Source organism: Promicromonospora sp. NPDC090134, from assembly GCF_044746965.1.
Taxonomy (GTDB): domain Bacteria; phylum Actinomycetota; class Actinomycetes; order Actinomycetales; family Cellulomonadaceae; genus Promicromonospora.
In genome coordinates this window covers 410,959-437,593 of the sequence record NZ_JBIVCZ010000006.1, presented here as the reverse complement: position 1 = coordinate 437,593, position 26,635 = coordinate 410,959, and the positions used below count along the sequence as shown (strand labels likewise).

General features: G+C 73.1%; 30 protein-coding genes and 1 pseudogene. 20 read left to right on the top strand and 11 right to left on the bottom strand.

The window, feature by feature from the left end; all coding sequences use genetic code 11:
* Together ACIPN7_RS18870 and ACIPN7_RS18865 are read right to left on the bottom strand one after the other, a co-directional pair.
* Nucleotides 1-320 (bottom strand): SDR family NAD(P)-dependent oxidoreductase (locus ACIPN7_RS18870; protein WP_400545545.1); only part of this gene is annotated, 320 nt, incomplete at its 3' end.
* A gap of 153 nt (nucleotides 321-473) precedes the next feature.
* Nucleotides 474-1,892 (bottom strand): cation:dicarboxylate symporter family transporter, encoded by a 1,419-nt coding sequence (locus ACIPN7_RS18865; RefSeq protein WP_400545542.1) that lies wholly within the window; start codon nucleotides 1,890-1,892, stop codon nucleotides 474-476.
* A gap of 130 nt (nucleotides 1,893-2,022) precedes the next feature.
* On the opposite strand from ACIPN7_RS18865, the gene ACIPN7_RS18860 reads away from it, so the two are divergent.
* Together ACIPN7_RS18860 and ACIPN7_RS18855 are read left to right on the top strand one after the other, a co-directional pair.
* Complete coding sequence (locus ACIPN7_RS18860) at nucleotides 2,023-3,738, top strand: ATP-binding protein (RefSeq protein ID WP_400545539.1); 1,716 nt, start codon at nucleotides 2,023-2,025, stop codon at nucleotides 3,736-3,738.
* Nucleotides 3,735-4,430 (top strand): response regulator, encoded by a 696-nt coding sequence (locus ACIPN7_RS18855; RefSeq protein ID WP_400545536.1) that lies wholly within the window; start codon nucleotides 3,735-3,737, stop codon nucleotides 4,428-4,430. Before ACIPN7_RS18860 ends, ACIPN7_RS18855 begins: the two co-directional genes overlap by 4 nt.
* A 48-nt stretch (nucleotides 4,431-4,478) precedes the next feature.
* Here ACIPN7_RS18855 and ACIPN7_RS18850 read toward each other — a convergent pair whose 3' ends face one another.
* Together ACIPN7_RS18850 and ACIPN7_RS18845 are read right to left on the bottom strand one after the other, a co-directional pair.
* Nucleotides 4,479-5,039, bottom strand: a complete 561-nt coding sequence (locus tag ACIPN7_RS18850; protein ID WP_400545533.1) for a hypothetical protein — start codon at nucleotides 5,037-5,039, stop codon at nucleotides 4,479-4,481.
* A 98-nt stretch (nucleotides 5,040-5,137) separates the two neighbouring features.
* On the bottom strand, nucleotides 5,138-6,127 hold the full coding sequence (locus ACIPN7_RS18845) for a helix-turn-helix transcriptional regulator (RefSeq protein WP_400545530.1): 990 nt from the start codon (nucleotides 6,125-6,127) through the stop codon (nucleotides 5,138-5,140).
* A 114-nt stretch (nucleotides 6,128-6,241) separates the two neighbouring features.
* On the opposite strand from ACIPN7_RS18845, the gene ACIPN7_RS18840 reads away from it, so the two are divergent.
* The 4 genes from ACIPN7_RS18840 (at nucleotide 6,242) to ACIPN7_RS18825 (ending at nucleotide 9,878) form a co-directional block, all read left to right on the top strand.
* Nucleotides 6,242-7,354 carry an ATP-binding cassette domain-containing protein gene (locus ACIPN7_RS18840; RefSeq protein ID WP_400545527.1) on the top strand — a complete coding sequence of 371 codons (1,113 nt, stop codon included), beginning with the start codon at nucleotides 6,242-6,244 and terminating at the stop codon, nucleotides 7,352-7,354.
* Entirely contained in the window at nucleotides 7,351-8,169 is an 819-nt protein-coding gene (locus ACIPN7_RS18835) for an ABC transporter permease (RefSeq protein ID WP_400545524.1), read from the top strand. The genes ACIPN7_RS18840 and ACIPN7_RS18835 overlap by 4 nt, the downstream gene beginning before the upstream one ends.
* A 128-nt stretch (nucleotides 8,170-8,297) precedes the next feature.
* Nucleotides 8,298-8,921: a cation transporter gene (locus ACIPN7_RS18830; RefSeq protein WP_400545521.1), complete on the top strand. Its 624-nt coding sequence runs from the start codon at nucleotides 8,298-8,300 to the stop codon at nucleotides 8,919-8,921.
* 93 nt (nucleotides 8,922-9,014) lie between these two features.
* Nucleotides 9,015-9,878, top strand: a complete 864-nt coding sequence (locus tag ACIPN7_RS18825; protein WP_400545518.1) for a patatin-like phospholipase family protein — start codon at nucleotides 9,015-9,017, stop codon at nucleotides 9,876-9,878.
* A 63-nt stretch (nucleotides 9,879-9,941) separates the two neighbouring features.
* Here the strand turns inward: ACIPN7_RS18825 and ACIPN7_RS18820 are convergent, their stop codons facing one another.
* The gene (locus ACIPN7_RS18820; protein ID WP_400545515.1) at nucleotides 9,942-10,664 is read right to left on the bottom strand and encodes a dienelactone hydrolase family protein; all 723 of its coding nucleotides are present in this window, start codon (nucleotides 10,662-10,664) and stop codon (nucleotides 9,942-9,944) included.
* Nucleotides 10,665-10,799: 135 nt separating this feature from the next.
* Here ACIPN7_RS18820 and ACIPN7_RS18815 point away from each other — a divergent pair, with 135 nt between their 5' ends.
* Nucleotides 10,800-11,225 carry an NUDIX hydrolase gene (locus ACIPN7_RS18815; protein WP_400545563.1) on the top strand — a complete coding sequence of 142 codons (426 nt, stop codon included), beginning with the start codon at nucleotides 10,800-10,802 and terminating at the stop codon, nucleotides 11,223-11,225.
* 22 nt (nucleotides 11,226-11,247) lie between these two features.
* Here ACIPN7_RS18815 and ACIPN7_RS18810 read toward each other — a convergent pair whose 3' ends face one another.
* Together ACIPN7_RS18810 and ACIPN7_RS18805 are read right to left on the bottom strand one after the other, a co-directional pair.
* On the bottom strand, nucleotides 11,248-11,841 hold the full coding sequence (locus ACIPN7_RS18810) for a histidine phosphatase family protein (RefSeq protein ID WP_400545512.1): 594 nt from the start codon (nucleotides 11,839-11,841) through the stop codon (nucleotides 11,248-11,250).
* Nucleotides 11,842-11,900: 59 nt separating this feature from the next.
* Entirely contained in the window at nucleotides 11,901-12,548 is a 648-nt protein-coding gene (locus ACIPN7_RS18805) for a transcriptional regulator (protein ID WP_400545509.1), read from the bottom strand.
* A 63-nt stretch (nucleotides 12,549-12,611) separates the two neighbouring features.
* On the opposite strand from ACIPN7_RS18805, the gene ACIPN7_RS18800 reads away from it, so the two are divergent.
* Nucleotides 12,612-12,944, top strand: a complete 333-nt coding sequence (locus ACIPN7_RS18800) for a PEP-utilizing enzyme (protein WP_400545506.1) — start codon at nucleotides 12,612-12,614, stop codon at nucleotides 12,942-12,944.
* A gap of 122 nt (nucleotides 12,945-13,066) precedes the next feature.
* Complete coding sequence (locus ACIPN7_RS18795; protein WP_400545503.1) at nucleotides 13,067-13,993, top strand: M23 family metallopeptidase; 927 nt, start codon at nucleotides 13,067-13,069, stop codon at nucleotides 13,991-13,993.
* A gap of 72 nt (nucleotides 13,994-14,065) precedes the next feature.
* On the opposite strand, the gene ACIPN7_RS18790 is transcribed toward ACIPN7_RS18795, so the two are convergent.
* On the bottom strand, nucleotides 14,066-14,449 hold the full coding sequence (locus ACIPN7_RS18790; protein WP_400545500.1) for a VOC family protein: 384 nt from the start codon (nucleotides 14,447-14,449) through the stop codon (nucleotides 14,066-14,068).
* A 9-nt stretch (nucleotides 14,450-14,458) separates the two neighbouring features.
* Nucleotides 14,459-14,926 (bottom strand): MarR family winged helix-turn-helix transcriptional regulator, encoded by a 468-nt coding sequence (locus ACIPN7_RS18785; protein ID WP_400545497.1) that lies wholly within the window; start codon nucleotides 14,924-14,926, stop codon nucleotides 14,459-14,461.
* Nucleotides 14,927-15,018: 92 nt separating this feature from the next.
* On the opposite strand from ACIPN7_RS18785, the gene ACIPN7_RS18780 reads away from it, so the two are divergent.
* The 5 genes from ACIPN7_RS18780 to ACIPN7_RS18760 are packed head-to-tail and all read left to right on the top strand — an operon-like array spanning nucleotide 15,019 to nucleotide 18,214.
* Complete coding sequence (locus ACIPN7_RS18780) at nucleotides 15,019-15,474, top strand: nitroreductase/quinone reductase family protein (RefSeq protein WP_400545494.1); 456 nt, start codon at nucleotides 15,019-15,021, stop codon at nucleotides 15,472-15,474.
* 60 nt (nucleotides 15,475-15,534) lie between these two features.
* On the top strand, nucleotides 15,535-15,990 hold the full coding sequence (locus tag ACIPN7_RS18775) for a nitroreductase family deazaflavin-dependent oxidoreductase (RefSeq protein WP_400545491.1): 456 nt from the start codon (nucleotides 15,535-15,537) through the stop codon (nucleotides 15,988-15,990).
* Between the two features lie 36 nt (nucleotides 15,991-16,026).
* On the top strand, nucleotides 16,027-16,485 hold the full coding sequence (locus tag ACIPN7_RS18770; protein WP_400545488.1) for a DUF5959 family protein: 459 nt from the start codon (nucleotides 16,027-16,029) through the stop codon (nucleotides 16,483-16,485).
* A 58-nt stretch (nucleotides 16,486-16,543) separates the two neighbouring features.
* Nucleotides 16,544-17,452, top strand: a complete 909-nt coding sequence (locus ACIPN7_RS18765; protein WP_400545485.1) for an intradiol ring-cleavage dioxygenase — start codon at nucleotides 16,544-16,546, stop codon at nucleotides 17,450-17,452.
* A gap of 45 nt (nucleotides 17,453-17,497) precedes the next feature.
* Nucleotides 17,498-18,214: a DUF1684 domain-containing protein gene (locus ACIPN7_RS18760; RefSeq protein ID WP_400545482.1), complete on the top strand. Its 717-nt coding sequence runs from the start codon at nucleotides 17,498-17,500 to the stop codon at nucleotides 18,212-18,214.
* A 37-nt stretch (nucleotides 18,215-18,251) separates the two neighbouring features.
* Here the strand turns inward: ACIPN7_RS18760 and ACIPN7_RS18755 are convergent, their stop codons facing one another.
* Entirely contained in the window at nucleotides 18,252-19,787 is a 1,536-nt protein-coding gene (locus ACIPN7_RS18755; RefSeq protein ID WP_400545479.1) for a GMC family oxidoreductase, read from the bottom strand.
* 164 nt (nucleotides 19,788-19,951) lie between these two features.
* On the opposite strand from ACIPN7_RS18755, the gene ACIPN7_RS18750 reads away from it, so the two are divergent.
* On the top strand, nucleotides 19,952-20,854 hold the full coding sequence (locus ACIPN7_RS18750; RefSeq protein ID WP_400545476.1) for a helix-turn-helix domain-containing protein: 903 nt from the start codon (nucleotides 19,952-19,954) through the stop codon (nucleotides 20,852-20,854).
* A 286-nt stretch (nucleotides 20,855-21,140) separates the two neighbouring features.
* Here ACIPN7_RS18750 and ACIPN7_RS18745 read toward each other — a convergent pair.
* A pseudogene (locus ACIPN7_RS18745) lies at nucleotides 21,141-21,266 on the bottom strand (helix-turn-helix domain-containing protein); the annotation flags it as partial.
* A 547-nt stretch (nucleotides 21,267-21,813) separates the two neighbouring features.
* Between ACIPN7_RS18745 and ACIPN7_RS18740 the strand changes: the two are divergent.
* The 5 genes from ACIPN7_RS18740 to rox all read left to right on the top strand — a co-directional run bounded on the left by ACIPN7_RS18740 (nucleotide 21,814) and on the right by rox (nucleotide 26,581).
* Nucleotides 21,814-22,572, top strand: coding sequence for a VIT family protein (locus ACIPN7_RS18740; RefSeq protein WP_400545473.1), 759 nt, complete (start codon nucleotides 21,814-21,816; stop codon nucleotides 22,570-22,572).
* 16 nt (nucleotides 22,573-22,588) lie between these two features.
* Nucleotides 22,589-23,866 carry an arginine deiminase gene (locus tag ACIPN7_RS18735; RefSeq protein WP_400545470.1) on the top strand — a complete coding sequence of 426 codons (1,278 nt, stop codon included), beginning with the start codon at nucleotides 22,589-22,591 and terminating at the stop codon, nucleotides 23,864-23,866.
* 245 nt (nucleotides 23,867-24,111) lie between these two features.
* A complete protein-coding gene (locus ACIPN7_RS18730) occupies nucleotides 24,112-24,246 on the top strand; it encodes a hypothetical protein (protein ID WP_400545467.1) in 135 nt (44 codons plus the stop codon).
* A gap of 150 nt (nucleotides 24,247-24,396) precedes the next feature.
* A complete protein-coding gene (locus ACIPN7_RS18725) occupies nucleotides 24,397-24,867 on the top strand; it encodes an HNH endonuclease (protein ID WP_400545465.1) in 471 nt (156 codons plus the stop codon).
* 292 nt (nucleotides 24,868-25,159) lie between these two features.
* On the top strand, nucleotides 25,160-26,581 hold the full coding sequence (gene rox / locus ACIPN7_RS18720; protein WP_400545560.1) for a rifampin monooxygenase: 1,422 nt from the start codon (nucleotides 25,160-25,162) through the stop codon (nucleotides 26,579-26,581).
* The last annotated feature ends 54 nt before the right edge of the window (nucleotides 26,582-26,635 follow it).

Sequence of the window (26,635 nt, the reverse complement as noted above, 5' to 3'; positions counted from 1 at the left end):
AGGTCGAAGCTCGCGACCGGGCCGAGCAGCATGATCCCGGCGGTGTTGACCACGACGTCGACGCCGCCGAACGCCGCCTCGGTCGCGTCGAACGCGGCGGCCATCGCGGTCTCGTCCGCGACGTCCCCGCCGACGGCGATCGCCTGGCCGCCGGAGGCCTGGACCTCGGCCACGACCTCGTCGGCCCGGGCCTGGTTGCCCGCGTAGTGGACGGCGACGGCGTAGCCGTCGGCCGCGAGCCGCCCGACGACGGCGCGGCCGATGCCGCCCGACCCGCCGGTGACGAGCGCGACGCGCGGGGTGCTGGTGGTGGTGCTCATGGGGTGCTCCCTGGTCTAGATGTGGACTGTGCGTTCATATAACCACGGATGTGTACGCCACGTCCATATCTTCGCGGAAACTCGTCCCGGCAGACGACAGAAAGACGGCGGCCGAGGAACCCCCAGAGTTCCCCGGCCGCCGTCGGTCCTTGCTCAGACGCCGGTCGGCTCCGGCACCCGGGGGCGCGGGCCGCCCGTGCGGTCTGCGTCGTCACCGGCGTCCGCGTCCGATGCGCCGTCGGCGTCGGCGGCGGCCTCCGGCGCGTGCAGGTCGTCCGCCGCGCTCTCGTCGAACGGGAGCGCTCCGGACAGCACCTCGGTCACGCGGTCGCGGTCGATCTCCTTGGTCCAGGTGCCGATGATCACCGTGGCCACGGCGTTGCCCGTGAAGTTGGTCAGGGCCCGCGCCTCGGACATGAAGCGGTCGATGCCCACGACGATGCCCACGCCGTCGACCAGGTCGGGTCGGTAGGTCTGCAGGCCGCCCGCGAGCGTCGCCAGGCCGGCGCCGGTGACCCCGGCGGCGCCCTTGGAGGCGATGATCATGAAGGCGAGCATGCCGATCTGCTCGGGCACGGACAGCGGCGTGCCCATGGCGGACGCGATGAACAGCGACGCCATGGTCAGGTAGATGGCCGTGCCGTCGAGGTTGAACGAGTACCCGGTCGGCACCGTGATGCCGACGACCGGCTTGGACACACCCAGGTGCTCCATCTTGGCGATGAGGCGCGGCAGGGCCGCCTCGGACGACGACGTGCTGACGATCAGCAGGTACTCGCGCGCCAGGTACTTCATGAGCGAGAAGATGTTCACTCGGGCCACGAACCAGAGCACGGTACCCAGCACCACCGCGATGAACAGGATGCAGGTCAGGTAGAAGCCGACCATCAGTGTGCCCAGGGCGACGACGGCGCCCCAGCCGGTCTCGCCGACGACACCCGCGATGGCGCCGAACGCGCCCACGGGGGCGACCCACAGGATCATCGTCAGCACGCGGAACACGATCGCCTGGACCAGGCGGATCGCGTCGAGCGCGGGCTTGCCGCGGGCACCGAGCTGCTGGATGGCGAACCCGACGAGCAGCGCCACGAACAGCGTCTGCAGCACGGACTCACCGGTCAGCGGCGAGACGAGCGTGGTGGGGATGATGCCGAGCACGAAGTCGACCAGGCCGGCGGCCTCACCCTCCGCCTCGTAGCTGGCGTCCGCGATGTTCAGGCCCTCGCCCGGGTGCAGCACGTTGCCGACGACCAGGCCGATGAACAGCGCGAACGTGGACATCACGATGAAGTAGAGCAGCGCCAGCCCGCCGACCCGGCCCACGGTGGCGGCCTTCGCGATCGAGCCGATGCCCAGCACGATGGTGCAGAAGATGACGGGCGAGATCATCATCTTGATGAGGGCGACGAACCCGGTGCCGAGCGGCTTCAGCGCCACTCCGGTCTCCGGGGAGGCCAGGCCCACGATGACGCCGGCGACGACGGCGACGATCACCGCGATGTACAGGTAGTGACTCTTGTCGAGCCGGCGGCGCGGGGTGGTCCCGGCGCCGGCGGGCTGCGTTACCGCCATGGTGTTTTCCTCTCACAACGCTGTGTGGTCAGCGACAAGAGTGCTGGCCAGGGCGGCGAACCCCACCATTGCGTACATAGTGTTCTCGCGACGGTCGGAGCAGCCGCGCGGGCGGTCCACAATGGACCCCGTGGCGCAGCGACGGGGTGCGAGTATCGCGAGGTGGTTCCTCGCCGTGCACACGGCGCTGCTGTTCGCCGGGGCCGTCATCGTGTTCGGGCTGCTGGCGCTGGACGCACGGTCCTCGGCCGAGACGCACGCGGCGAAGGAGAGCACCGACCTGGCGGCCACGGTCGCGGCGGAGGCCCTCGTGATCGACACCGTGGCGCGGGCGCACGACACGCTGGAGACGGACCGCCCGGGCGCCGTCGCCGAGGCCTCCGGGCTGCTGCAGCCATACGCCGAGCGGGTCATGGCCACCACCGACATCGACTACCTGACCGTCATGGACACCGACCGGACGCGCTACACGCACCGCAACACGTGGCAGATCGGCCGCGAGTTCGTCGGCACCACGGCGCCGGCGCTGCGCGGCGAGACGTTCACCGAGGTCTACGACGGCACGCTCGGGCCGTCGGTGCGCGCCGTGGTCCCCGTCGTGACGGACGACGGCGAGGTGGTCGGCATGGTCTCCGCCGGCGTCACGCTCGACCGGCTGTGGGACAGCATCGTCCCCCGCCTGGTGGTGGTCGGCGTCGGCACGCTGCTGGCGTTCGGCACGGGCGCGGTGGCCGCGACGCTGCTGGCGCGCCGGCTGGACCGGATCACGGAGAGCAAGGGCCCGGACGAGCTGGCGCACCTGTTCACCGCGCACGAGGCGGTGCTGCACTCCGTCGAGGAGGGCATGCTCCTGGTCGAGGACGGCACCGTGGTGCTGGCCAACGACGAGGCGCTGCGCCTGCTCGACGTGCCGGACCTCACGGCGCCCTTCGCCGTGGACGACGAGCGCCTGTCCCCCGCCGTGCACGACGTGCTGGTCGGCACCGCGCCCGAGGGTCCGGTCCGCGTGGGCGACCGCGTGCTGCTCGTGGGCCGCGACACCGCCGCGGCCGCGGGCCGCAACGTCGGCGAGGTCGTGTCCCTGCGCGACCGCACCGAGCTGCAGCGCGTCACCGGCGAGCTGTCGTCGGTGCGCACCATCTCCGAGGCGCTGCGCGCCCAGACCCACGACTTCAGCAACCGGCTGCACACCATCGCGACCCTCATCGAGCTGGGCCGCAGCGACGAGGCGCTGCGGTTCATCGCCGGCGAGAAGGACCTGGGCCAGCGGCTCACCGACCGCGTGGTCCAGGCGATCGAGGAGCCCGTCATCGCCGCGCTCGTGCTGGGCAAGGCCGCCCAGGCCCGCGAGCGCGCGGTCGAGATGCACTTCGAGACGCACCTGACGCCGGGCACGCACTGGCTGGAGCCGGTGGACGTGGTGACGATCCTGGGCAACCTGATCGACAACGCGATCGACGCCGCGTCCGCCCGCGCGCTGGCCGGGGCGGCCGAGGCGTGGGTCGAGATCTACCTCGCCAACGGCGACGACGGCTCGCTGGTCTTCCAGGTCTCCGACAGCGGGGCCGGCATCGCCGACACCGACCTCGGCCGCATCTTCGAGCACGGCTGGAGCACCAAGGACGCCGCGGCCGGCGGCCGCGGCTACGGCCTGGCGCTGGTGCGCCAGGTGGTCGAGAGCCTCGGCGGCGACGTCGAGGTGACGCGCGGGGCGGGCACGGGCGCGGTCTTCACGGTCACGCTCCCCCGTCCTGAGGAGGCGCCGCCCGGCGGCGCGCCCGACGACGCCGCCGCCGTCGTAGCGCCCGCCCTGGCCGGACCGACCGGGCCGGGCGGCCGCGGGTGATCCGGGTCCTGGTCGTGGAGGACGACCACCGCACCGCCGACGCGCACGGCGAGTACGTGCGCCGCGTGGACGGGTTCGAGCTGGCCGGGGTGGTGCACACCGCGGGCGAGACCGTCCGCGCGCTGCGCGACGCGCAGGCCGCAGGACAGGAGGTGCACCTGCTCCTGCTGGACATGAACCTGCCCGACCGGCACGGCCTGGTGCTGTGCCGCCAGCTGCGCGCGGCGGGCCTGGTGGTGGACGTGATCGCCGTGACGGCGGCGCGCGAGCTGGAGGTGGTCCGGGAGGCGGTGGCCGTCGGCGTGGTGCAGTACCTGATCAAGCCGTTCGCGTTCGGGCTGTTCGCCGAGAAGCTCGGCGCGTACCGCAAGTACTTCGAGCAGATGCGCTCGCCGGTCTCGACGATGAGCCAGCGCGAGGTGGACACCGCGTTCGCGGCGCTGCGCACCTCCAACGCGGCAGGGCTGCCCAAGGGGCTGTCCCAGGACACCCTGGACGCGGTGTCCGACCTGCTCGCGCGGGCGCCGGGCCCGCTGTCGGCGAGCGAGGTGGCCGACGAGCTGCACCTGGCGCGGATCACGGCGCGCCGGTACCTGGAGTTCCTCGCCGACCGCGGCGTCGCGACCCGCGCGCCGCGCTACGGCACGCGCGGCCGCCCGGAGCTGGAGTACGCCCGCCGCCGCCCGGCGTGACCTGGGGGGATGGCCGACGACGGGCGGCGAGGCGGTCGGACGACGGCGTCAGGCCGCGACGGCCGCCGTCAGCCGGTCGATGAAGGCCTGCTCCCCCTCGCTGACCTTGACCCGCTTGCTGAAGAAGCCGCCCTCCTTGGAGCTCGAGGCCTCGGCGACCTGCCCGGCGATGCGGAGCAGCCACTCGCCGTAGGCGACGGCGTCCTTCTCGTCGCCGCGTGCCCGCAGCAGCGCGACCGCGGCGGTGGTCAGTGCGACCGCACGGGCCGTCTCGCCCTCCGGGTCGGGCTGCGCGCCCTCCGTGGCGGCGCGCTCCGTGGCGGCGGCAGCGGCCGCCACCCCGACCTGCGAGGCGGGGTTCGCCGCCGCCTCGGCCTCGGCCGCGTCCTGCTCCTTGAGCCGGTCGCGCATGCCGATCGCCACCGACCGGACGAAGTCGTTCTCGTGCTCCTGGGCCTCGCGGAACACCTTGGCGCCCGAGGTCATCTCCTTGAGGAACTGGAAGGCTCCCGGACGGCCGTCGGCGAGGGTCGCGCCCTTCAGCACGGCTCCCGGGGCGTCCAGGATCGGGGCGAGCTCGTCGGCGGTGAAGTCGGCCAGGTTCGTCATGCGCACGCTCTCTGTCGGGGTCGTGGATACGGGGAACGCCTCAACCTACTGTGCGGTTCCCGCACCCCGCGCCCCCTTCTCGCAGGTCAGGTCACCCGTCAGTCGCGCACCGCCGCCGCGTACCGGTCCGCCAGCTCCCGGGTCGCCGCCACGAGCTCGGGCGGCCCCACCACCTCGAACGGCACCCCGTAGACGCTGAGCCGCCCGGCCAGGCCGGCCCAGGACCACGAGCCCAGCACCACACGGCACCGGGGCTCCCCGTCGACGTCGGGCAGGGGCTCGCACAGCCCGTGGCCGCCGACCCACGGCGCGATGTCGGCGGCCCGCGCGTGGAGCACCGCCTCACCGCGCACCGGCGAGCGGGACCCGCTGATCCGCGGCCCGACGAAGGCGGCGACGTCGCCGCCGGGCACCTCCCGCGGCGCGAACCGCGGCCCGGTGCCCGAGCGGAGCGTGAGGCGGTCCACCCGGAACAACCGCCAGTCGTCGCGGTCGAGGTCGAACGCGACGAGGTACCAGCGCCCCTCCGACGTCACGAGGTGGTGCGGCTCGACCCGGCGCGGCGGCCGGAACGCGGCGTCGCCCTCCCCGACGGGCGCCATGGTGCCGCCCGTGTAGTCGAACCGGACGACCTCGCGGGCCTGGCAGGCCGAGCCGAGCGCCAGCAGCAGGTCCGGGTCCACGGCCGGCTCCTCCGGCCCCGGCCGACGCCGCACGGTGGTCACCTCGAGCGCGTCCAGGCGCGCGCGCAGGCGGGCCGGCATGACCTGGCGGATGGTCGCCAGCGCCCGCAGCGCGCCCTCCTCGGCCCCGGGGATGGCTCCTGTGCGCAGCGCGACGGCGACGGCGACCGCCTGCTCGTCGTCGAACAGCAGCGGGGGCAGCTCGGCCCCGGCGTCGAGGCGGTAGCCGCCGTCGGGCCCCTTGGTGGCGGTGACGGGATAGCCGAGCTCGCGCAGCCGGTCGACGTCGCGCCGCACCGTGCGGGGGCTGACGTCCAGCCGCTCGGCGAGGAGCGCGCCGGGCCAGTCGCGGCGGGCCTGGAGCAGCGACAGGAGGGCGAGGAGGCGTCCGGAGGTCTCGAGCACGAGTCCAGGATCGCATGCAGTAGAGGCCAGGATCTGACCGCTACCTCGGGAAGGCTGAGGGGGTACCGCAGAGCAGGAACCGACCGAACGCACGGACCGCAAGAAGGAGACATCGTGATCCGCACCCGAGCACTCACCAAGGACTTCGTGGTGAGCCGCACCCGCACCGTCCACGCCGTGCGTGGCATCTCGCTCGACGTCGAGCCGGGCGAGCTGGTCGCCGTGCTCGGCCCCAACGGCGCCGGCAAGACCACCACGCTGCGCATGCTGACCACCCTCATCCAGCCGACCTCAGGCACCGCCGAGGTGGCCGGGTACGACGTCGCCGACCACCCCGACCGGGTCCGCGCCGCCATCGGCTACGTGGGCCAGGGCGGCGCGGGCGGCGCCGCCCAGCACGTCCGCGACGAGCTCGTCACCCAGGGCGAGATCTACGGCCTGGACCGCCGCACGGCCCGGACCCGCGCCGCCGAGCTGCTGGAGGCCCTGGACCTGACCGAGCAGGCCGACCGCAAGGTCGAGAGCCTGTCGGGCGGGCAGAAGCGCCGCCTCGACGTGGCCGTGGGCCTGGTCCACCGGCCACCGCTGCTGTTCCTCGACGAGCCGTCGACCGGGCTGGACCCGCACAACCGCGCCAACCTCTGGGAGCACATCCTGCGGATGCGCACCGCGGCCGCCGAGCCGATGACCATCGTGCTGACCACCCACTACCTCGACGAGGCGGACACGTTCGCCGAGCGCGTCATCGTCGTGGACCACGGGCAGGTCATCGCCGACGACACCGCCGACGCCCTGAAGGCCGAGCTGGCGGGCGACCTGGTCGCCCTGCGGGTGCCGGCCGAGCACGCCGCGGACCTCGCGGCGATCGCCGAGCGCGCGCCCGGCACCCGGTCGGTCCGCGTGGCCGACGCCGAGGTGCGGGCCCAGGCGGCCGGGCGCGCGGACCACGCCGACCGGACCGTCGAGATCCGCACCGCGGACGGTCCCGGCGCCACGCCGGGGCTGCTGCGCGCCGCCGACGCGGCCGGCGTCGAGGTGCGGCGCATCGACGTCGCCCGGCCCACGCTCGACGACGTCTTCCTCGGCCTCACCGGCCGCAGCCTGCGGGAGACCGGCGTCGACGGCGGCGCAGCCGGGCCGGACGAGCCCGGCGGCACCGGCAACCCCGCGACGACCGCCTCCGACACGACCACCTCCGCGACGACCAAGAAGGAGGTCCCGGCATGAGCGCCGCGACCCTGACCCCCGCCCCCCAGGCCTCCGCCGAGCGCCCGCTCGCACGCCGCAGCTTCGTGCGCGACACCCGGATCGTGCTCCTGCGGGAGCTGCGCCCGGTGGCGCGCGACCCGTTCTCGATCCTGTTCGGGCTCATCCAGCCGCTCGTGTTCCTCGGGCTGTTCGGCCCGCTGCTGGTCGGCTCGGCAGGCGCGACCCTGGGCTCCGACGTCTGGCTGTGGTTCGTGCCCGCCGTGCTGGCGATGACCACGCTGTTCGGCAGCTCGGTGACCGGCTCCAACCTGCAGCTCGACATCTCCTCGGGCGTGCACGAGCGGATGCTGGTCACCCCGCTGTCCCGGCCGGCGCAGCTCGTGGGCCGCGCCCTGAAGGAGATGGTGCCGGTCCTGGCCCAGTCCGCGGTGGTGCTGCTGGTGATGCTGCCGTTCGGCCTGCGCCCGGACCCGCTCGGCGCGGTGCTCACCCTGCTGCAGCTCGCCGTGCTCGGCATCGGCGTCGGCGCCCTGTCGTACTCGCTGGCGCTCGCGGTGCGCAAGCAGGAGTGGATGTTCTGGGTGGTGCAGCAGACCGTGCTGTTCCCGGTCATGCTGCTCTCGGGCATGCTGCTGCCGCTGGAGACCGGGCCCGCGTGGATGCGCGCCATCTCCACGGTGAACCCGCTGCGCTACGTCGTCGACTCGGGTCGCGCCGCCTTCGCGGGCGACCTCGCCTCCTCGGCCGTCGCGTGGGGCTGGGTTGCGGCGGTGGTCACGGCCGCGGTCGGCCTGACGGTCGGCGTGCGGGCCATGGTGCGCTCGGCGGACTGACCGCCCTCGCGTCGGGCGCCGCAGTTCTCTTCGAGGCCCGAGTTTCTCCGCTTTGATCGGCCGCAAAGCGGAGAAACTCGGGCCTCGAAGGAAACCTGACCGGTGCGCACGCGCGGCAAGATGTCAGCGTGCCCACGAAACCTGACGCCCGCCTGGCCGGCCTGCGCCGAACCGTGCTGATCGTCGCGATCCTCAACTTCGCCTACTTCTTCGTCGAGCTCACCGTGGCGCTCACCGCCGGGTCGATCTCCCTCCTCGCCGACAGCGTCGACTTCCTCGAGGACACGGCGATCAACCTGCTGATCCTGGTGGCCCTGAGCTGGCCGCTGGCCCGCCGGGCGGTCATGGGCAAGGTCATGGCGCTGATCATCCTGGGGCCTGCGGCGGTGGCAGCCTGGCAGGCCGTGGGCCGGTTCTCCGCCCCGACGGCGCCCGACGTCGGACCGCTGGTGCTGGCCTCGCTCGGGGCGATCGCCGTCAACGGGACGAGCGCCTGGCTGCTGGCCCGGGCCCATCACAACGGCGGCGCGCTCGGCCGGGCGGCGTTCCTCTCGGCCCGCAACGACGTGCTGGTCAATGTCGCGATCATCGCGATGGGCCTGGTCACCGTGTGGACCGGCTCCGGCTGGCCCGATCTGGTCCTGGGCTGCGTCATCATCCTCCTGGCCCTCCACGCCGCCCACGAGGTCTGGGAGGTCAGCGAGGAGGAACGCCTGGCCGCCAAGGCCCTGGCGGGCGACGAGATCGGCTGACCCCACCCGCCCGGCACTCAACGAAGGACGTCACCCCGGGATCACCCCGGGGTGACCGCGCCGCACCCAGGAGCCGGTCGTACAGTGCGAGGCATGACCGACGCGCTGGTGCTGGGTGGCGGCGGCGTCGCCGGCGTCGCGTGGGAGCTGGGCGTGCTGCGGGGCATCGCCGACAAGGACCGGGAGCTGGCGGCCCGTCTGGTGAGCGCCAAACGGGTCGTCGGCACGTCCGCCGGGGCTGCCGTGGCCGCGCAGATCACCAGCGGCATGCCGCTCGAGACGCTCTACGAGGCGCAGCTCGTCGACGACGGCCTCGACTTCGTGGTCGAGTTCGACGGGCCGGCGATGATCGCTGGTTGGGCCGCCGCCCTGGAGCCGGCGGCCGACGGCACGCCGCCCGACCCGCTCGTGATCCGCCGCCGGATCGGCGCGATGGCGCTCGCCGCGGCCACCACCGACGAGGCGACCCGGCTCAAGGAGCACGAGGCGCACCTGCTGAGCACGCAGTGGCCGGACACCGACCTCGCCATCCCCGCCGTCGACGCCGAGTCGGGCGAGCTGCGGGTGTTCCGCCGCGACCCGGGCGTGCGGCTCCTGGATGCCATCGCCGCGAGCTGTGCGGTGCCGGGCGTGTGGCCGCCGGTGACCATCGGCGACCGGCGCTACGTGGACGGCGGCATCCGGTCCGTCGCGAACGTCGACCTGGCCGCCGGCGCCGACCACGTGCTGGTCATCACGCCGCAGCGGCCGGGGTCGCCGTCGCCGTTCGGTCCCTCGGCCACCGAGCAGGTCGAGGCCCTGGCGCCCGCGAAGGTGCTCATGATCGGCGCGGACGACGCGTCGCTCGAGGCGTTCGGCATCAACCCGCTCTCCCCTGCGACGCGGGCGCCGTCGGCCGCCGCGGGCCGCGCGGTGGGGCGGGCGCAGGCCGCGGAGCTGGCCTCGCTGTTCGCCTGACCCGGCCGAACGGGCCGCCAGACCTGCGCCGGGCCCGAACCGGCCGACGGGCCCGCACCGGGGTCAGGCGGCCCCGCCCTCGGCCGACGGCGACGCAGCCGGCGTCGGCCCGCCCAGGTGCTCGGCGAAGAACGCGAACGTCCGCTCCCACGCGTCCGCCGACGCCGCCGGGTCGTGCGACATGCCCTGGATCCTGATCAGCATGCCGAGCGCCCCGGTGTACTGCGCCAGGAACGAGTGGGTCGCCTCGGGGTACACCTTGAGGTCGACGGGGATCCCGGTCCGCTCCAGGCCGGCGCGGAGCTTGTCCACCTCGGCGACGTCGACCACCTTGTCCCGGCCGCCGTAGCTCGCCACGACCGGGCAGGGCGCCGACAGCATCCGGGCGAGCTCCGCCGGCTCCTGCTTGCCCGCGGGCAGCAGGCCGTAGTTCACCGCCGCGGCGTCGAACATCCCGCGCCCCGCGGCGACCAGCGCGAACCGGCCGCCCAGGCAGAACCCCATGACGCCCACCCGGCCGGTGCAGTCGGGCCGGGCCGCGAGCGCCGCCCGGGCCTCCTCCAGGCGGTCGTAGGCGGGCCCCTGGTCGGCGACGAAGCTGGCGAAGGTCTGCCGCAGGCAGCGTCCGCGCTGGTACAGGGAGGGGGCGTGCACGAGGTAGCCGTTCGCGGCGAGGTGGTCGCAGACGCGGCGCAGCTCGGCGGTCATCCCGTAGGCGTCGTGCACCACGACGACGCCGGGAAAGGGGCCGTCGCCGGCGGGGACCGAGGTGTGTCCGGGGTGCACGCGGAGCCTCCTGTGCGCTGGGGCGTCCGGACGCCTGGCCCGGACCTCGCTGCCGACCGTACCAGGGGTTGTGCATCGTGCATATGCCCTGGGTGCGCCATGCTGGGCACCATGTTCATCAGCACCGACGGGACCATGGACCTGCGAGTCTCCGCGTACGCGGTCATCACCGACGAGGCGGGCCGGATGCTCCTGCCCCACTGGTCCGAGGGCACGCACCACGGCTGGACGATGCCCGGCGGCGGCATCGACCCGGGCGAGCACCCGGCCGACGCCGCCGTCCGGGAGGTCTACGAGGAGACCGGCTATGACGTGGAGCTGGACGGGCTGCTCGGCGTCGACAGCATCGTGTTCCCGGCGGCCGAGCGCGTGCACGCGGCGGACCGTCCGGGACAGGCCCTGCGCATCGTCTACCGGGCGCGCATCACGGGCGGGGAGCTGCGCGTCGAGGAGAACGGCTCCACCGACGGCGTCGCCTGGCACACCCAGCAGGAGGTCGACGCCCTGAACCGGGTCGCGCTGGTGGACCGGTCGCGCCGCTGGGCGGGGTTGATCAACTAGGCCGCGCCGGACCGGGGGCGGGTCAGGGCCGCGCCGACGGCGGGAAGCCCGTCCAGCGCAGGTCGGCGGGCAGGTGGCCCATGTCGTTGAACAGCACGACCGTGGGTGGCAGGCGGTCGCGGTACTCGATCACGGTCAGCGCGGCGTTGCCGCTGTTCAGGCCGAGCCAGCGGGCCGGAGGCGCGTCGAGCGCGTGCCGCAGCAGCCACGCGACCTGGAACGCGTGGGTGACCAGCACCTCGTGGGTCTCGGCGTCGGCGGGCCGCGCGAACCGGTCGACCAGCTCCTGGGCGAGACGTTCGCCAGGGGCGCGCTCGTCGTCGTCGAACCCGTCGAAGAAGCCGGCCCAGGCCGGCGGGAGGTCCGGCGCGGCGGGCACGTACGGCACGTGGTCGACCAGCTCGGCCGCCTCCGCGACCGGGACCCCCGGGAGGTGCTCGCCGAGCACGCGCGCGCTCGCCACCGCCCGCGGCAGCGGCGAGTGCCACACCGCGTCGACCGGCAGCGCGGACAGCCGCGCACCCAGCAGGTCCGCCTGCCGCCGTCCGACGTCGGTCAGCTCGCCGAACGCGTCCGCCGCGCCGTGCCGGGCCAGGTACAGGTGCCGGGTCGCCATGCGACGAACCTAGCGGCCGGACCAGGTACTACGCACTGCACGGGCCGTCACGCGGGCCGTCACGCGCCGCGCGGGATCCCCAGGGTCGAGAGCAGGTCCTCGTGCAGCTCCATCCAGACGGCGTGGCACGAGCCGATGCCGGTCCCGGCCACCCACTCGGTCTGCCCGGCGCGCGCCTGCTCGAGCGCCCGGGCGAACCGCGTGTCGTACCCGTCGAACCGGGCCAGCACCGCGGCGAGCGAGGCGACGAGCGGCGTCAGCTCGACGCCCAGCGCGCCGAGCTCGTCCAGCACGCGTGCGTCCCAGTCCGCGTCGGTGTGCTTGTTCGGGGCGAGGCGGTCGTCCTCCGCGGGGAGCAGCTGCCAGTCGGTGCACGCCTGGAGCAGGCGCGCGTTCAAGGGCCCGAAGACCTCGTGCGCCTCCTCGACGACGGCGTGCGCTCCCGACTCGGCCAGCTCCAGGGCGAGGAGCCGGTCGTCCTCGGCGCGGCCACGATCCGTCAGCGACCAGCCCGCCGTACTGCCGAACGCCGCCTGGCGGACCCAGCCGTACGCCTCGTCGTCGAGCAGGAGCTCGCGGGCGTCCGCGTGGTCGAGGCCGAACCGCGCGGCCACTGCGTCGTCGTCCGCCATGCCCTGGATCCGTATGGAGTGGAGCACGAGCAGCTCCGGCTGCGAAGATCTGCCGAGCACCGGGATGTGGGTCATAGTGCACCGTGCATCCCGCGGTGCCCGGTGTCAACGTGGGCGCTTACGCCCAGGGAGGAAGTCATGTCGGACAGCTTTGTCGTCGAACTGGCCGGGGCCCCCGGCAGCCCGGGCCAGGCGTCCGGGCCCGCACGTGTGGTGCACGGCCCGGACGACTTCACCCGCGTGCGCCCCGGTGACGTGCTCGTGTGCCGCTTCACCGAACCGTCCTGGACCGCCCTGTTCGGCGTGGTGTCCGCCGTGGTCACCGAGACCGGCGGTGTCCTGTCGCACGCCGCGATCGTGGCCCGCGAGCACGGCATCCCCGCGGTGCTCGCGGTACCCGGCGCCATGACGACCCTGCGCGACGGCGAGACCGTCACCGTCGACGGCGGGGCCGGGCGGGTCACCGGCTGATCTCCGGATGCACTCGATCCGGGCAGCCGTCCAGGGGCAGGCCTCCCCATGGGCACCGGCCCGGCGCCGTGCCAGCCTTCCTGCGTCAGACCAAGAGTCAGACCTCAGGATGGAGAGCACCAATGACAGGCAACTCCCCGTTCCGCAGAAGATCCGCCAGGCAGTGGGCGTTCGCGGCCCTGGCCGCGCTCGCCCTGGTCGCCTCGCCGACGGCGTCGGCCACGGCCTCCCCGGCCACGACGCCGGGTGGCGGCGCCGGCGTGCTGGCGATCTCCCACAAGTCACCCTTCAACTGCAGCAAGACGTTCTACGCCAACAACTGGAGCGGGGGCCACAGCCCCAACGGCTCCATCGACTGGCAGACCTACGGCAGCGACGCCATCAACGGCGAGACGGTCCGGGCCACGGCCGGCGGCACCGCCACCTTCGACGACGAGGGCGGCACCAGCTACGGCAAGTGGGTGCAGATCGTGCACAGCGACGGGACCCGCACGCGGTACGCCCACCTGGCCACGATGGTGCGGGCCGCGGGCCAGACCATGTCGGTCAGCCAGGGCACCGTGATCGGCACCGTCGGCTCCACCGGCGGCTCGTCGGCGCCGCACCTGCACTACGAGCAGCGCAACTCGTCCGGCGTCGTGGACACCTCGCCCACCGTCGACGGCGTGACCGTCTCCGTGGGCCAGAAGAAGGCCGTGACGAGCACCAACGCCTGCGGGTCGAGCAACCCGTACACGCCGGCGGAGGTCTGCGGCAGCGGTTTCGCGGTGGTCGACCAGGCCGCGCTCGGCACGGTGGGCCGGACCTACCTCCTGTACAACTCCGGCACCGGCAACAACTGCGTGGTCACGCTGAAGTCGACCAACCTCGGCACCCCGAGCGCGGTCTCGGCCTTCCTGGAGCCGCAGGGCGCGTCGCGCACCACCGACTCCGGCAGCTACGGGTACTACGCGGGCCCGGTCAAGCGGTCCGCACCCGGCACCTGCGTCAAGTGGGGCGGCTCGGTGGGCTCCACCAGCTACACGAGCCCGTTCGAGCACTGCGGCTGACGTCCCCTCCGCCACGCCGAAGGCCCCCGAGGCACGCCTCGGGGGCCTTCGGTCTTGACGCGCCCTGAGGCCTCAGGCGCCCGACGGCGGCTCGATCAGGTCCCACGGCATGCCGTACAGGTCCTCGAAGACGGCGACAGTGCCGTAGACCTCGTACCGCGGCTCCTCCCGGAACCGCACGCCCGCCGCGAGCATCCGCGCGTGCTGCGCGGCGAAGTCGTCGGTCTCGAGGAAGAACGCGACCTTCCCGCCGGCCTGGCGCCCGACGACGTCGTCGGCGCCCGGCAGCGCGAGCACGAGGCCGGTCCCGCCGTCGGCGGGGCCGACGACGACGCGGCGGCGGCCTGCCGCATTGGTCTCGTCCTCCCGCAGGGCGAACCCGAGGGCATCGACGAAGAAGGTGATCGCCTCGTCGTGGTCGCGGACGAGGTAGGTGACGTCGGAGAGTCGCAGCACCCCGTGATCCTAGGCCGCGCGCACACCCCGGGCCGCCACGACGACGGCCGACGCCAGGCGGCGGAACTCCGGCCGGTCGATCGCCGGCAGCGTGGCCAGCAGCCCGTCGAGTGCCCTTGTGACGCCGTCCTCGAAGGCGGCCACCGCCTGGGTCCCGGCGTCGGTCAGCGACACCTGGACCGCCCGGCGGTCGCCCGGCACCGGGCCGCGCTCCAGCAGCCCGCGCCGCTCGGCCCGGTCGACGAGGCCGGTGAGCGCCGCCTTCTCGATGCCCAGGAGCTGCGCCAGGTCGACCATGCGCTGGGGCTGGTCACCGAGGCCGCAGAGCAGGCGGCCCTGCATGGGCGTGAGCTCGTGCTCCTCGGCGACGCGGGCGACGGTGGCGGTCAGCACCACGGCGAGCTCCACGAGCTCGGGCATGCCCCCGATGCCGTGCGCGGCGCAGCCCAGCAAGGCGTCGGGAGTCTCGTCGGGCATCACTCGTCAAAGGTACACAGCCAACATGGTTCATGCCATGTATAGTCAATGGTACGAACCTTTTCTCGGACGTCCGACCGGAAGGCGGCACCATGAGCTTCACCCATCCGACCGGCACGCGCGGCGCGCGGCAGCCGGGCCGGTCCACCCGCTTCTTCAACAAGCTGATCGCCCGCCGCGCCCGGCGCGCGGACGGCAAGACGATGGGCATGTCGCTGCTGGTGCTGACCACCGTCGGCCGCAAGAGCGGCCGGCCCCGCGAGAACCCGGTCGGCTACTTCGCGGCGCCCGACGGCGGCTGGTTCATCGCGGCGTCGGCGGCCGGTGCGCAGGCCAACCCGGCCTGGTACCTCAACCTCGCGGCGCACCCGGACCAGGTGACCGTCGAGCTGGCAGGCCGCAAGGTCGCGGTGACCGCGCGCGAGCTGCACGGCACGGAGCGCGCGCAGGTCTGGAAGCAGATCACCGACGAGGCACCAGGCTTCCGCAAGTACGAGCAGACCACCGACCGGGAGATCCCGGTCATCCACCTGACACCCAAGGCCTGACGCCCCCGCGCCGACAACGGGCGGCCGCGCACCCCGGTCGCCCGGCAGTAAGGTCCCGCCATGAGCTTCTCCCACCCCACGGGCACCCGCGGAGCGCGGGTGCCCGGCCCCGTGTTCCGCTGGCTGAACCGGCTGATGATGGGGCACGCGCGGCGGACCCGGTCCACGACCATGGGAAAGAACCTCCTGGTCCTGACGACCGTCGGGCGCAGGAGCGGGGAGCCCCGGCAGACGCCGCTCGCGTGGTTCCCCGGGCCGGACGACACCTGGCTCGTCGTCGCGTCCGCCTGGGGCGCCGCCACCAACCCCGCCTGGTACCTCAACCTCGCCGCGCACCCGGACCAGGTCACCGTCGAGCAGGGCGGCCGCAAGGTCTCCGTGACCGCCGCGGAGCTCCACGGCGCCGAGCGGGCCGAGGCCTGGCGCAGGATCACCGCCGAGGCCGCGAACTTCCGCCGGTACGAGCAGACCACCGACCGGGAGATGCCGGTCATCCGGCTGACGCCGAAGGCCTGATCCCGGGTGTCGGTGGGCCGTGGTTGACTCGCGCCCGTGACATCACAGGATGCGGGCCGACCCGCAGGACTGCCGTGCGAGCTCTTCCGTTTCGGGAACGACGGGAACGTCGTGGCGCTCCGCATCGACTCGCTCGCCCCACAGGACGGACGCGTCATCCAGGCGAGCGGCACGATCGAGATCGACTGCGGGGACCTGTCCGCCGGGAACGGAGTCCGGGGCGCGCTGCCGACGCTCGTCGCGGATGATGACCTGGACGCCTGGCGGGAGGTCCTCGACGCGCTGGACCTGGGGCACGACGTCGCCTGGCGCGCGGATCAGAAGGCGACCGAGGTGCACGTCCGCTGGGAGCACGACGACAGGCTCGTCGTCGCCGTCCGCGACCGGATGGGCCTGCTGACGGACGTGACGACCGCCGTGCCCGTGTCCGACGAGTGGTTCGACGAGGCCTACGACCGCCTGGAGCGGGTCTACGAGCTGTTCGAGCGCCGGTGACAGCGCACTCTCAGCCGTCTGGCGGGCGGGGCACAGCACCAGGTCCTAGTTTCCGGGCATGACCTCCCCTCACACCGGACGCGAGCAGCCCGAAGCCCCCGAGCCCCACGACCTCGGGCTCTCGCACGACCTGCCGACCCTTCTGAACCGGCGGCACGCCCTCGGCCTGCTGACCGCCGGCGGTCTCGCCGCGGCGCTGGCAGCCTGCTCACCCGGCTCCGGCTCGTCGGGCTCGACCGGCGCCCCCGGCGGCGCGCCGTCGGGCAACCCGGGCGGCGCGCCGCCGGAGGGCGGCCCGGGCGGGGGCGCGCCCGGCGAGGTGTCGCAGGCCGATGTCGGGAAGGGCGAGATCCCCGAGGAGACGGGCGGCCCTTACCCCGCCGACGGCACCAACGGACCCGACGCCCTGACCATGACGGGCGTGGTGCGCAGCGACATCACCTCCAGCTTCGGCGACTCGTCCGGTACCGCCGACGGCGTCCCGCTCACCTTCTCCCTGAGCGTCGTGGACGTGTCGGGCGACGGCGACGCCGGGACCCCTGTCGCGGGCGCCGCCGTCTACGCGTGGCACTGCGACCGCGACGGCAGGTACTCGATGTACGACGTCGCCGACCAGAACTACCTGCGCGGAGTCCAGGAGGCCGACGCCGCCGGCACGGTCACCTTCACCTCGATCTTCCCCGCCTGCTACGCGGGCCGCTGGCCGCACATCCACTTCGAGGTCTACCCGTCGCTCGACGACGCCACCAGCGCGACCAACCGCATGCGCACCTCGCAGCTCGCCCTGCCCCAGGACGTGTGCGACACCGTGTACGCGACGACGGGCTACGAGCAGAGCGTGACCAACCTGAAGGGCGTCACCCTCGACTCCGACAACGTGTTCTCCGACGGGTACGCGCTGCAGCTGGCGAAGGTGTCCGGCTCGGTGGCCGCGGGCTACACCGCGACGCTCCGGGTGCCCGTGTGAGGCCCCGCCCGCGGTGTGTCACCCACGGTAGGTAGTGTCGGACGCATGACGCACGCCGCCACCACCTCCCCCGCCATCACAGCGCTCCAGACCGCGGACTGGCGGCGGCGCGTCTTCGCGCTGTACGCCGAGGCCCGCACCCGCGCCGTCGTGAACCCGGCCGCCGCGCACGCGGGCTGGATCGCCGCCCGGGACGAGCTCTTCGCGACCCATCCGGTCTCCCCGATCCTGCCGGAGGAGCGGCCCGGCTTCACCGGGCTGACCGTCACCCCGTACGACCCGGCCTGGCGCCTGAGCGCCCCGATCGTCCCGGCCGAGCCCGGGCCCGACGGCGCCCCGCGCCGCCTCGACGTCCCCACGGGGACCGACGGCGTGGTGCCGTTCGAGCTGCTCGGCACGGTCGCGCTGGGGTCCGACGCCCTGGGCGACCTCGGCACCCTCGACGTCTGGCGCCTCGGCTCCTACGGCGGCGGCCTGTTCGTGCCGATCAAGGACGCGCTGGCCGGCCCGCCCGGCGGCACCTACGGCGGCGGCCGCTACCTCATCGACACGATCAAGGGCTCCTGGCTCGGGCACACCGGCGGGTCGGACGGCGGGGAGGGCGGCGGCCCCGACGACTTCGGCGTCGGCGACCTGGTGCTCGACCTCAACTTCGCCTACAACCCGTCCTGCGCCTACGACCCGGCGTGGACGTGCCCGCTGGCCCAGGAGGGCAACACGCTGGCGGTCGAGGTCCCGGTCGGCGAGCGCACCCCGAAGTAGGTGCGTTCCGGCCGGGACCCTCGACCGCCCGGCCGGTCTACGCCGTCAGGGTGTTCCGGTAGATGTGCTCGGCGAGCATGATCGTCGTCAGGTTCGTCGCCGTCGAGGGCACGAGCGGCATGATCGACGCGTCGATCACCCGGATCCCGGTCAGGCCACGCACTGCGCCGCCCCCGTCCACCACCGCCTGCTTGTCCTCGGCACCGCCCATCGGCACGGTCGAGGTGGGGTGGGCGTAGGACGCGATCTGCTCGTCGATGACGCGCTCCAGGTCCACGTCCGACTGCACCTGCTCACCGGGCGTCATCTCGCTCTCAGCCACCTCGGCGAAGTCCGGGGTGCGGGCGATCCTGCGGCTGAGCCGCACGCCCTCGAGCATGCGGGACCGGTCGCGCGGGGTCGCCAGGAAGTTGAGGTCGATGACCGGCGCGTCCAGCGGGTCCCGGCTCCGGAGCTTGAGCGAGCCCGTGGACTCGGGCTGCACCACGGCGATCGCGAGCACGATCGCCCCGCCCGTCGGGCTGTAGGCGGGGTCGATGAGGTGCGTGGCCGAGATCTGCAGGTCGAGCTCGTCCCCCTCGGCCTCGCTCGACCGGGTCCAGACGAGGGCGCCGGCGGCGGGCGTCATCGCGAGGGCCCCTGGCTTCAGGGCGTACGCGTTGTAGTAGAAGGGGTGGTCCTGCAGGTGCTTGCCGACGGGCAGGTCCGCGAGAACGTCGATACCGAGGTCTTCCAGGTCCTCCTTCGGCCCGACGCCGGAGCGCAGCAGGATCGCGGCACTGCCATACGTGCCCGCGGAGAGCACCACCTCGCCCGCACGGAACTCCCGGCCGTCGGCGGCTAGGACGCCGACGGCGGTGGTGCCCTCGAACAGCACCCGGTCGATCTCGACGCCGCCGGCGATCGTCAGGTTCGCCCGGGAGCGCACCTCGTTGGTGAGGTAGGTCAGGGCCGTGCTCTGCCGCACGCCGTCCACGGTGTTGAGCGGATTCGGTGAGACACCGTCCTGCTCGGCGCCGTTAGGGTCGCCGATCCGCTTGAGCCCTTCTGCGACGCTCGCGTCGATGAAGGCCCGGATCGACGGCGTGACCTCGTCGTACGTGCGCTGGCGGATCGGGAACGGGCCGGTGCGCCCGCGCAGCGCGTCCTCGCCGTCTGGCGTCCGCTCGAGCGCCTTGTAGGTCTCCAGCACCTCGGCGAACGACCAGCCGGTGAGCCCGTGCGCCGTCCACTTGTCGAAGTCGTCCTTCCGGGCGCGGAGAGCGACCGTCGCGTTCACGGCGGAGCTCCCGCCGAGCACCTTTCCGCGCAGGGCCGGCACCGCGCCGTTGCGGTCCGTGCCACGGGCGACATAGCCCCAGTCGTGCTCGGCGTCGCCGCCCACGATCGAGGGGTTCAGGACGACGTCCGGGTTTCCGGTCGTCGGGTAGGCGGTGCCGGCCTCCAGGAGCAGCACCGATCGTGCGGGATCGCTGCTCAACCGGTTGGCCAGCACCGCGCCGGCCGACCCGCCGCCCACGATGATGACGTCGTGCCGGCTCGTGCCCTGTGTCGTGTTCTGCGTCGTGCTCATGATGTGTGTTCCTTCCAGGACCCTGGCCGCGCCGAGCGGCGGCCTCGATCAGTACAACCAGCCAGGAGGCGCCGTTGAGCGCCGGAGCAGGCACGGTTCTGCCGAGGACTGGCAGTGCTACCTTCGCCGGGTCAGGCGCGCCGGAGACGGCGCACACTTGGCCTATGGACAGCGGCGACGAGCTGAAGGAATTTCTCCGCGCGAGCCGGGCGAGGCTCCGCCCGTCCGAGGTCGGCCTGCCCCGGGCCGGAACGCACGGGCCGGGTCTCGCGCGGCGCGTACCCGGGCTACGCCGCGAGGAGGTGGCTCAGCTGGCTGGCGTGAGCGTCGACTACTACGCCCGGCTCGAGCAGGGACGCACCCGGCAGGTGTCCGACGCGGTACTCAGCTCCGTCGCCGATGCCCTACGCCTCAATCCGACCGAGCGCGAGTACCTGTTCACGCTCGTGTCCCTCCAGACCCAACCAGAGTCGCGGCGTTCGACTGCCGCGTCGGCCGCTCAGCGGGTACGGCCGAGCGTCCGCCGAACCCTCGCTGCGTTCACCACCTCGCCCTCGCTCGTCATGGGCCTCGGGATGCAGGTCCTGGCCATGAACTCACTGGCCCGAGCGGTCTTCTCGGACCTCAGCACGCTCCCGCAGCGCGAGCGCAACATGGCGCGCTGGACGTTCCTCTCGGCCGAGGCGCGCGCGCTGTACGACGACTGGGAGGTCATCGCCGCCGAGGCTGCCGCCGTGCTGCGCGCCGACGCCGGCGCCCACCCCGACAACCCCACGCTCAACGAGCTGGTGGGCGAGCTCACCGTGAAGAGCGCCGACTTCCGGCGCCTCTGGGCCGACCACGGCATCTTCCGCTGCGGCTTCGGCACGATCCGTATGACGCATCCCGTCGCCGGACCACTCTCGGTCGACTACGAGGCCCTCGACGTGCCGGCGGCCACCGACCAGAAGATCGTCGTCTACATGGCCCCTGAAGGATCACGCTCGGAGGATGCTCTGCGGATGCTGGCCAGCTGGACGGCGACTGCCCCAGCCACCGGGCTCCCCCGCACCCAGCGCGCGGGGTAGGCGCGGGGACGGCCGGCAGACGGACGGCATGCCCGTCCGCCGGCACGGCAAGGTGAGCTTCTCCGACCCCACCCCCGACGCCAGCCTCGCGCACCGACTCCTGGTTGCCTGCCTGGGGGACTTGACCACCGAACCTTCCGAGGCGGGCCGCCTCCACGTCACACCCGGCTTCAGCAGGACCGCAGGGCGCGGGGTCAGCCCTGCACGACGACGAACTCGTCGCGCGCAGCCGGCCGCCGAGCGCCTCCACGTACGACCGCAGCGTGCCCAGCTCGGTCGAGTCGATCCGGCCGTGCTCGATCGCGGACACTCGCGGCTGCGCCACACCCATCCCCTGTGCGATCACGGCCTGGGTCATGTGCTGCGCCCGGCGGATGTCAGCGAGCTTGTATGCGCGCACCTGCTCGCGCATCGCAGCCATGATCTCGGCCGCCCGCATCTCGTCCAGCCCAGCCGCGACCGCGTCGTCCTTCACTTTGTTCCATGAACGCGCCATGTGTCACGCCTCCTCGTCGTACTCGCCGATGAGCCACTGCTCGTACCGACGCTCAGCGACCGCGGAGCTCCTTCAGGTTGTGCACCGCCGAGCCCTTGATCGAGTCGACCACAGGCCGGCCCAAGGATGGGCCGGACCTGGCGAGCAGCTCGATCGCGGCGGCGAGCCCCGGACGCTCACCCTTGATGGGTCGACTTTGCCAAGAAAGACATCACTTCGCAGGTGATGAGGCGTATCAGTGCGTATACGCAACGGCCGACGCCGGCACGCGGTCGGCCCTCGCGCCGGCACAGACCGCACCGCCGCCGTCCTGATCCGCTTCGAGGCCGGGGTTTCTTCGCTTTGGGGCGGCTGAAAGCGAAGAAACCCCGGTCTCGAAGCGGAGGGCAGCGCGGCAAGGTGAGGCTGCCCAACCTCGGCCCCGACATTGGCCTCCCACGCCGACTCCTGGTTGCCTGAGCACATGACCACACCACCGTCCGGCGCGGAACGTCCGGACACCGGCCGCCCCGCCGTCGGCCACGCCGACGAACCCCACACCAACGGGCTCGCCGAGCGCCTGAACTGGCTGCGCGCCGGGGTGCTCGGCGCGAACGACGGCATCGTCTCGGTCGCCGCGGTCGCCGTCGGCGTCGCGGCGGCGACGTCGCAGACCGGGCCGATCCTCACCGCCGGCGTCGCCGCCCTCGTCGGTGGCGCGATCTCGATGGCGCTGGGCGAGTACGTGTCGGTCTCCAGCCAGTCCGACACCCAGAAGGCTCTCATCGCCAAGGAGAAGGCCGAGCTCGCCACCATGCCGGAGGAGGAGCTGGCGGAGCTCACCGAGCTCTACGAGGCCAAGGGCCTGTCCCCCGCCACCGCCCGCCAGGTCGCCGTCGAGCTCACCGAGCACGACGCGCTCGCCGCCCACCTGGAGGCCGAGCTCAACATCGACGAGGACGGCGTGGTCAGCCCCTGGCACGCCGCGCTCGCGTCCGCCGTCGCGTTCACGCTCGGCGCGGTCCTGCCGCTCGCGGCCGTGCTCCTGATCCCGGAGCCCTGGCGGGTCGGCGTCACGTTCGTCGTCGTGCTCGCGGCGCTGGCGGGCACGGGCTGGCTCGCGGCCTGGATCGGCGACGCGCCGCGGGTGCGCGCCACGGCGCGCGTCGTCGTCGGCGGGGCGCTCGCGCTCGGCGCGACCTTCGCGATCGGCTCCCTGCTCGGCACGACGGCGGTCGGGTGAGTACCGTTATCGCCCGATGAACACCATCGACAGCACACCGCCCCCGGCCGGCACACCCTCGTCGGCGTACGGCGTCCACTCCGAGGTGGGCCGCCTGCGCAAGGTCCTGGTCTGCGCCCCCGGGCTGGCCCACCAGCGCCTCACCCCGTCCAACTCCGCCGGCCTCCTGTTCGACGACGTCCTGTGGGTCGAGCGCGCCCAGCAGGACCACGCCGACTTCGTGGCCGAGCTGCGGGAGCGCGACGTCGACGTCGTCGAGCTGCACGCCCTGCTCGCCGAGACGCTGCGCGTGCCGGGGGCGCGCGACTGGCTGCTCGACCGCAAGATCGTGCCCGAGATCGTGGGCAACGGCCTGGTCGAGGCGACGCGCGAGTACCTGGAGTCCCTGCCGGAGCACGAGCTGGCCCGGTACCTGATCGGCGGCCTCGCCGTGGCCGACGTGCCGGAGCTGCCGCCGGGCTTCCGCGCGCTGGCGGACCTCAGCCCCGACGCGCGCGAGTACCTCATGCCCCCGCTGCCGAACACGCTGTTCACGCGCGACACGACCTGCTGGATCTACGGCGGCCTCACGCTGAACCCGCTGTACTGGCAGGCACGCCGGGACGAGACGCTGCTCATGAAGGCGATCTACTCGTTCCACCCCGACTTCGTGGGCAGCCGCGTGTGGTGGGGCGACCCGGAGAGCAGCCACGGCGAGGCCACCTTCGAGGGCGGCGACATCATGCCGATCGGCAACGGGACCGTGCTGATGGGCATGAGCGAGCGCACGTCGCGCCAGGCGATCACCCAGGTCGCGGCCTCGCTGTTCCAGGCGGGCGCGGCCGAGCAGATCGTGGTGGCGGGCATGCCGCGGCTGCGCGCGGCCATGCACCTGGACACGATCATGACGTTCGTCGACGTCGACACCGTGACCGTCTACCCGCGGATCGTGGACCGCGTGCACCCGTTCGTGCTGCGCCCCGACTCCGGGCCGCTCGGTGTCTCGGTGACCGACGCCGGGCGCTCGTCCTTCCTCGACGTGGTGGGGCAGGTCTCCGGGCTGGGCCAGCTGCGGGTCATCGAGACCGGCGGCGACGTCTACGAGTCGGAGCGCCAGCAGTGGGACAGCGGCAACAACTCCGTCGCCGTCGAGCCGGGCGTCGTGTTCACCTACGACCGCAACACGACCACCAACGACCTGCTGCGCAAGGCCGGCATCGAGGTCATCGAGATCGCGGGCGGCGAGCTGGGCCGCGGGCGCGGCGGCGGGCACTGCATGACGTGCCCGATCATCCGCGAGCCCGTGAGCTGGTAGACGGGGCACAGGCCGAGCTCGGTGCGGCCCGCGACACGCCGTGGGACCGCGCCACGCCGCACACTTGATGCATCCTTGGGTTGCAGTTCCGGAAAAGCCATAGACGCTACCAAGTCCTCGTTGTACCTTTCTTCACACACGGACTGGTGCCGTGGCGGCAGGTTGTGTGTCCGTGACCGCCTGTTCCACGACGCCAGCACGACCAACAGCCACATCCGAGACCACCGGAAAGGACGAGACACACGATGGTTCGCACCCGCATCACGCTCCGGGCCGCAGGCCTGAGCAAGGCCAGTGCTGCCACCGAGTCGTCCTACCCGACCACCGCGCAGCACCTCTGGGACGGCCGCGAGGCCATCCGGGGCGCCATACGCTCTTGATCCGGCAATGGCCGGACCAGTGAACGTGAGCCGCCTCGGGACATCTTGTTCCCGGGCGGCTCTTGTCGTCCCGGGGCTGAACAGCACCACAGCCAGCACCACCCGAAAGACAAGAACCGAGACGACAAGCTCACCGGAAGGAGCAGGCCCGTGGCCGACGTCCTAGTCCTCAATGCCGGCTACGAGCCGCTGCACCGGGTATCGGTCCGGCACGCCATCCACATGCTCGTGCGCGAGGTCGCGGTCGTGGAGGAGGCGGTCGACGGCCGCTCCTTCGGGCCGTTCCCCTTACCGCGCGTGCTGCGGCTGGTCCGGTACGTGACGATGCGGTGGCTCTACAAGTCGGGCGGGGCGCCCGCGTGCACCAAGCTCGGCGTCAAGCGCCGCGACGGCCTGTGCGCCTACTGCGGCGGCCCCGCCGAGACCGTGGACCACATCCTGCCGCGGTCCCGGGGCGGGCCCTCGACGTGGATGAACCTCGTGGCCGCCTGCTACGAGTGCAACTCGCACAAGGCGGACCGCACCCCGGCCGAGGCCAGCATGGTGCTCCACGTGACGCCGCACGTCCCACGCGCGGACTACGCCCGCGCCATCCGGCACAGAGCGGCCCGCGCCGCGTGAGCCGAGGTTCACGAAGCGGGTGATCGGTAAAAGGTCAGGTGATCGGCAACTCGAGTTGCCGATCACCTGACCTTTTGCCGATCACTTGCCGGCGGCTGCCCGGGACCAGAGCCTAGGGTCCGCGGTGAGGAGTAGAGCCGGGCGCCGCGCTTTCCTGCCAGTTTCAACGTATAACGCAGTGGGGGGCTTGCGGCAAGGGGCCTGTGGGGGCGCAGAATCGTCGGCCGTCGCCGGTTTTGGCGCCTGACGAAACGAGGTTCTGGTGACCGACGTGAACGCGACCGACACGAACGTGCCCGAGGTGCTCGTGGCCGGGGGCGGCCCCACCGGCGTGATGCTCGCCTGTGAGCTGCGGCTGCGGGGCGTGCGGGTGCTCGTGCTGGAGAAGGACGCCGAGCCGACCAAGGTGGTCCGCGGGCTCGGCCTGCACGCGCGCACCCTGGAGATCCTGGACCAGCGCGGCCTGCTGGACCGGTTCCTGCCGCTGGGCAAGCAGTACCCCGTCGGCGGCTTCGCGGGCATCAGCGGGCCCATGCCCGCCGGGCTGGACACCGCGTACCCGTTCGTCCTCGGCATCCCGCAGCCCGTCACGGAACGTCTGCTGCGCGAGCACGCCGCCGAGCTGGGCGTCGAGATCCGGTACGGCCACGAGGTCACCGGGCTGAGCCAGGACGACGACGGCGTGACCGCCGAGCTGGCCGACGGCACGCGGCTGCGCTCGCGCTACCTGGTGGGCTGCGACGGCGGCCGCAGCACCGTGCGCAAGCTGCTCGGCATCGGCTTTCCCGGTGAGCCCAGCACCCACGAGACCCTGCTGGGCGAGGTGGAGCTGACCGCGTCCGCCGAGACGATCGACGCGGCCGTCGCGGAGGTCCGCAAGACCTACAACGACTTCGGCGCCATGCCGCTCGGCGACGGCCTGTACCGGCTCGGCGCGCCCGCCGACGGCGTGGCCGAGGACCGCGCCGTCCCGCCCACCCTGGACGAGCTGCGCCGGCAGGTGCGCAAGCTCGCCGGCACCGACTTCGGCGCGCACTCGCCGCGCTGGCTGTCCCGCTTCGGCGACGCCACCCGGCTGGCCGACCGCTACCGCGCCGGCCGCGTGCTGCTCGCCGGGGACGCCGCGCACGTCCACCCGCCGTACGGCGGGCAGGGCCTCAACCTCGGGGTCCAGGACGCGTTCAACCTGGGCTGGAAGCTGGCCGCCGAGGTGACGGGCCGGGCCCCGGACGGGCTGCTGGACAGCTACGCGGCCGAGCGCCGGCCGGTGGCCGCCGACGTGCTGGACACCACGCGCGCCCAGCACGTGCTGCTCTCCCCCGGGCCGGGCCCGCAGGCCGTGCGCCGCCTGCTGACCGAGCTGATGGACCTCGAGGACGTGCGCCGGCTCCTGGTGGAGAAGGTCACCGCGACCGGCATCCGCTACGACCTCGGCGCCGGGCCCGCGCTGCTCGGGCGGCGGCTGCCCGACGTCGCCCTGCGGCAGGGCCGGCTCCACGAGCTCCTGCGCACCGGCCGCGGCCTGCTGCTGGACCGCACCGGCCGGCTCACGGTCGAGGGGTGGGCCGACCGGGTCGACCACGTGGTCGACGCCGACGCCGCGCTGGACGTGCCCGCCGTCCTGCTGCGGCCGGACGGCCACGTGGCCTGGGTGGGCGCCGACCAGCAGGACCTGCTGGACCAGGTGCGCCGGTGGTTCGGCGCCGAAACATGACGGGTGAAAGCCACCGGTACCCTGTGCGCGTTCATGAACTCGCCACGACGATGT

Bases quoted from the DNA above. Each gene is read 5' to 3' on its own strand.
- ACIPN7_RS18775 (WP_400545491.1), top strand. From the start codon at position 15,535: ATGAGCTTCTCCCACCCCACGGGCACCCGCGGAGCGCGGGTGCCCGGC.
- ACIPN7_RS18765 (WP_400545485.1), top strand. From the start codon at position 16,544: ATGACCTCCCCTCACACCGGACGCGAGCAGCCCGAAGCCCCCGAGCCC.
- ACIPN7_RS18760 (WP_400545482.1), top strand. From the start codon at position 17,498: ATGACGCACGCCGCCACCACCTCCCCCGCCATCACAGCGCTCCAGACC.
- ACIPN7_RS18755 (WP_400545479.1), bottom strand. From the start codon at position 19,787: ATGAGCACGACGCAGAACACGACACAGGGCACGAGCCGGCACGACGTC.
- ACIPN7_RS18730 (WP_400545467.1), top strand. From the start codon at position 24,112: ATGGTTCGCACCCGCATCACGCTCCGGGCCGCAGGCCTGAGCAAGGCC.
- ACIPN7_RS18850 (WP_400545533.1), bottom strand. From the start codon at position 5,039: ATGACGAACCTGGCCGACTTCACCGCCGACGAGCTCGCCCCGATCCTG.
- ACIPN7_RS18795 (WP_400545503.1), top strand. From the start codon at position 13,067: ATGACAGGCAACTCCCCGTTCCGCAGAAGATCCGCCAGGCAGTGGGCG.
- ACIPN7_RS18780 (WP_400545494.1), top strand. From the start codon at position 15,019: ATGAGCTTCACCCATCCGACCGGCACGCGCGGCGCGCGGCAGCCGGGC.
- ACIPN7_RS18815 (WP_400545563.1), top strand. From the start codon at position 10,800: ATGGACCTGCGAGTCTCCGCGTACGCGGTCATCACCGACGAGGCGGGC.
- ACIPN7_RS18835 (WP_400545524.1), top strand. From the start codon at position 7,351: ATGAGCGCCGCGACCCTGACCCCCGCCCCCCAGGCCTCCGCCGAGCGC.
- ACIPN7_RS18735 (WP_400545470.1), top strand. From the start codon at position 22,589: ATGAACACCATCGACAGCACACCGCCCCCGGCCGGCACACCCTCGTCG.
- ACIPN7_RS18865 (WP_400545542.1), bottom strand. From the start codon at position 1,892: ATGGCGGTAACGCAGCCCGCCGGCGCCGGGACCACCCCGCGCCGCCGG.
- ACIPN7_RS18740 (WP_400545473.1), top strand. From the start codon at position 21,814: ATGACCACACCACCGTCCGGCGCGGAACGTCCGGACACCGGCCGCCCC.
- ACIPN7_RS18825 (WP_400545518.1), top strand. From the start codon at position 9,015: ATGACCGACGCGCTGGTGCTGGGTGGCGGCGGCGTCGCCGGCGTCGCG.
- ACIPN7_RS18805 (WP_400545509.1), bottom strand. From the start codon at position 12,548: ATGACCCACATCCCGGTGCTCGGCAGATCTTCGCAGCCGGAGCTGCTC.
- ACIPN7_RS18800 (WP_400545506.1), top strand. From the start codon at position 12,612: ATGTCGGACAGCTTTGTCGTCGAACTGGCCGGGGCCCCCGGCAGCCCG.
- ACIPN7_RS18810 (WP_400545512.1), bottom strand. From the start codon at position 11,841: ATGGCGACCCGGCACCTGTACCTGGCCCGGCACGGCGCGGCGGACGCG.
- ACIPN7_RS18785 (WP_400545497.1), bottom strand. From the start codon at position 14,926: ATGCCCGACGAGACTCCCGACGCCTTGCTGGGCTGCGCCGCGCACGGC.
- ACIPN7_RS18750 (WP_400545476.1), top strand. From the start codon at position 19,952: ATGGACAGCGGCGACGAGCTGAAGGAATTTCTCCGCGCGAGCCGGGCG.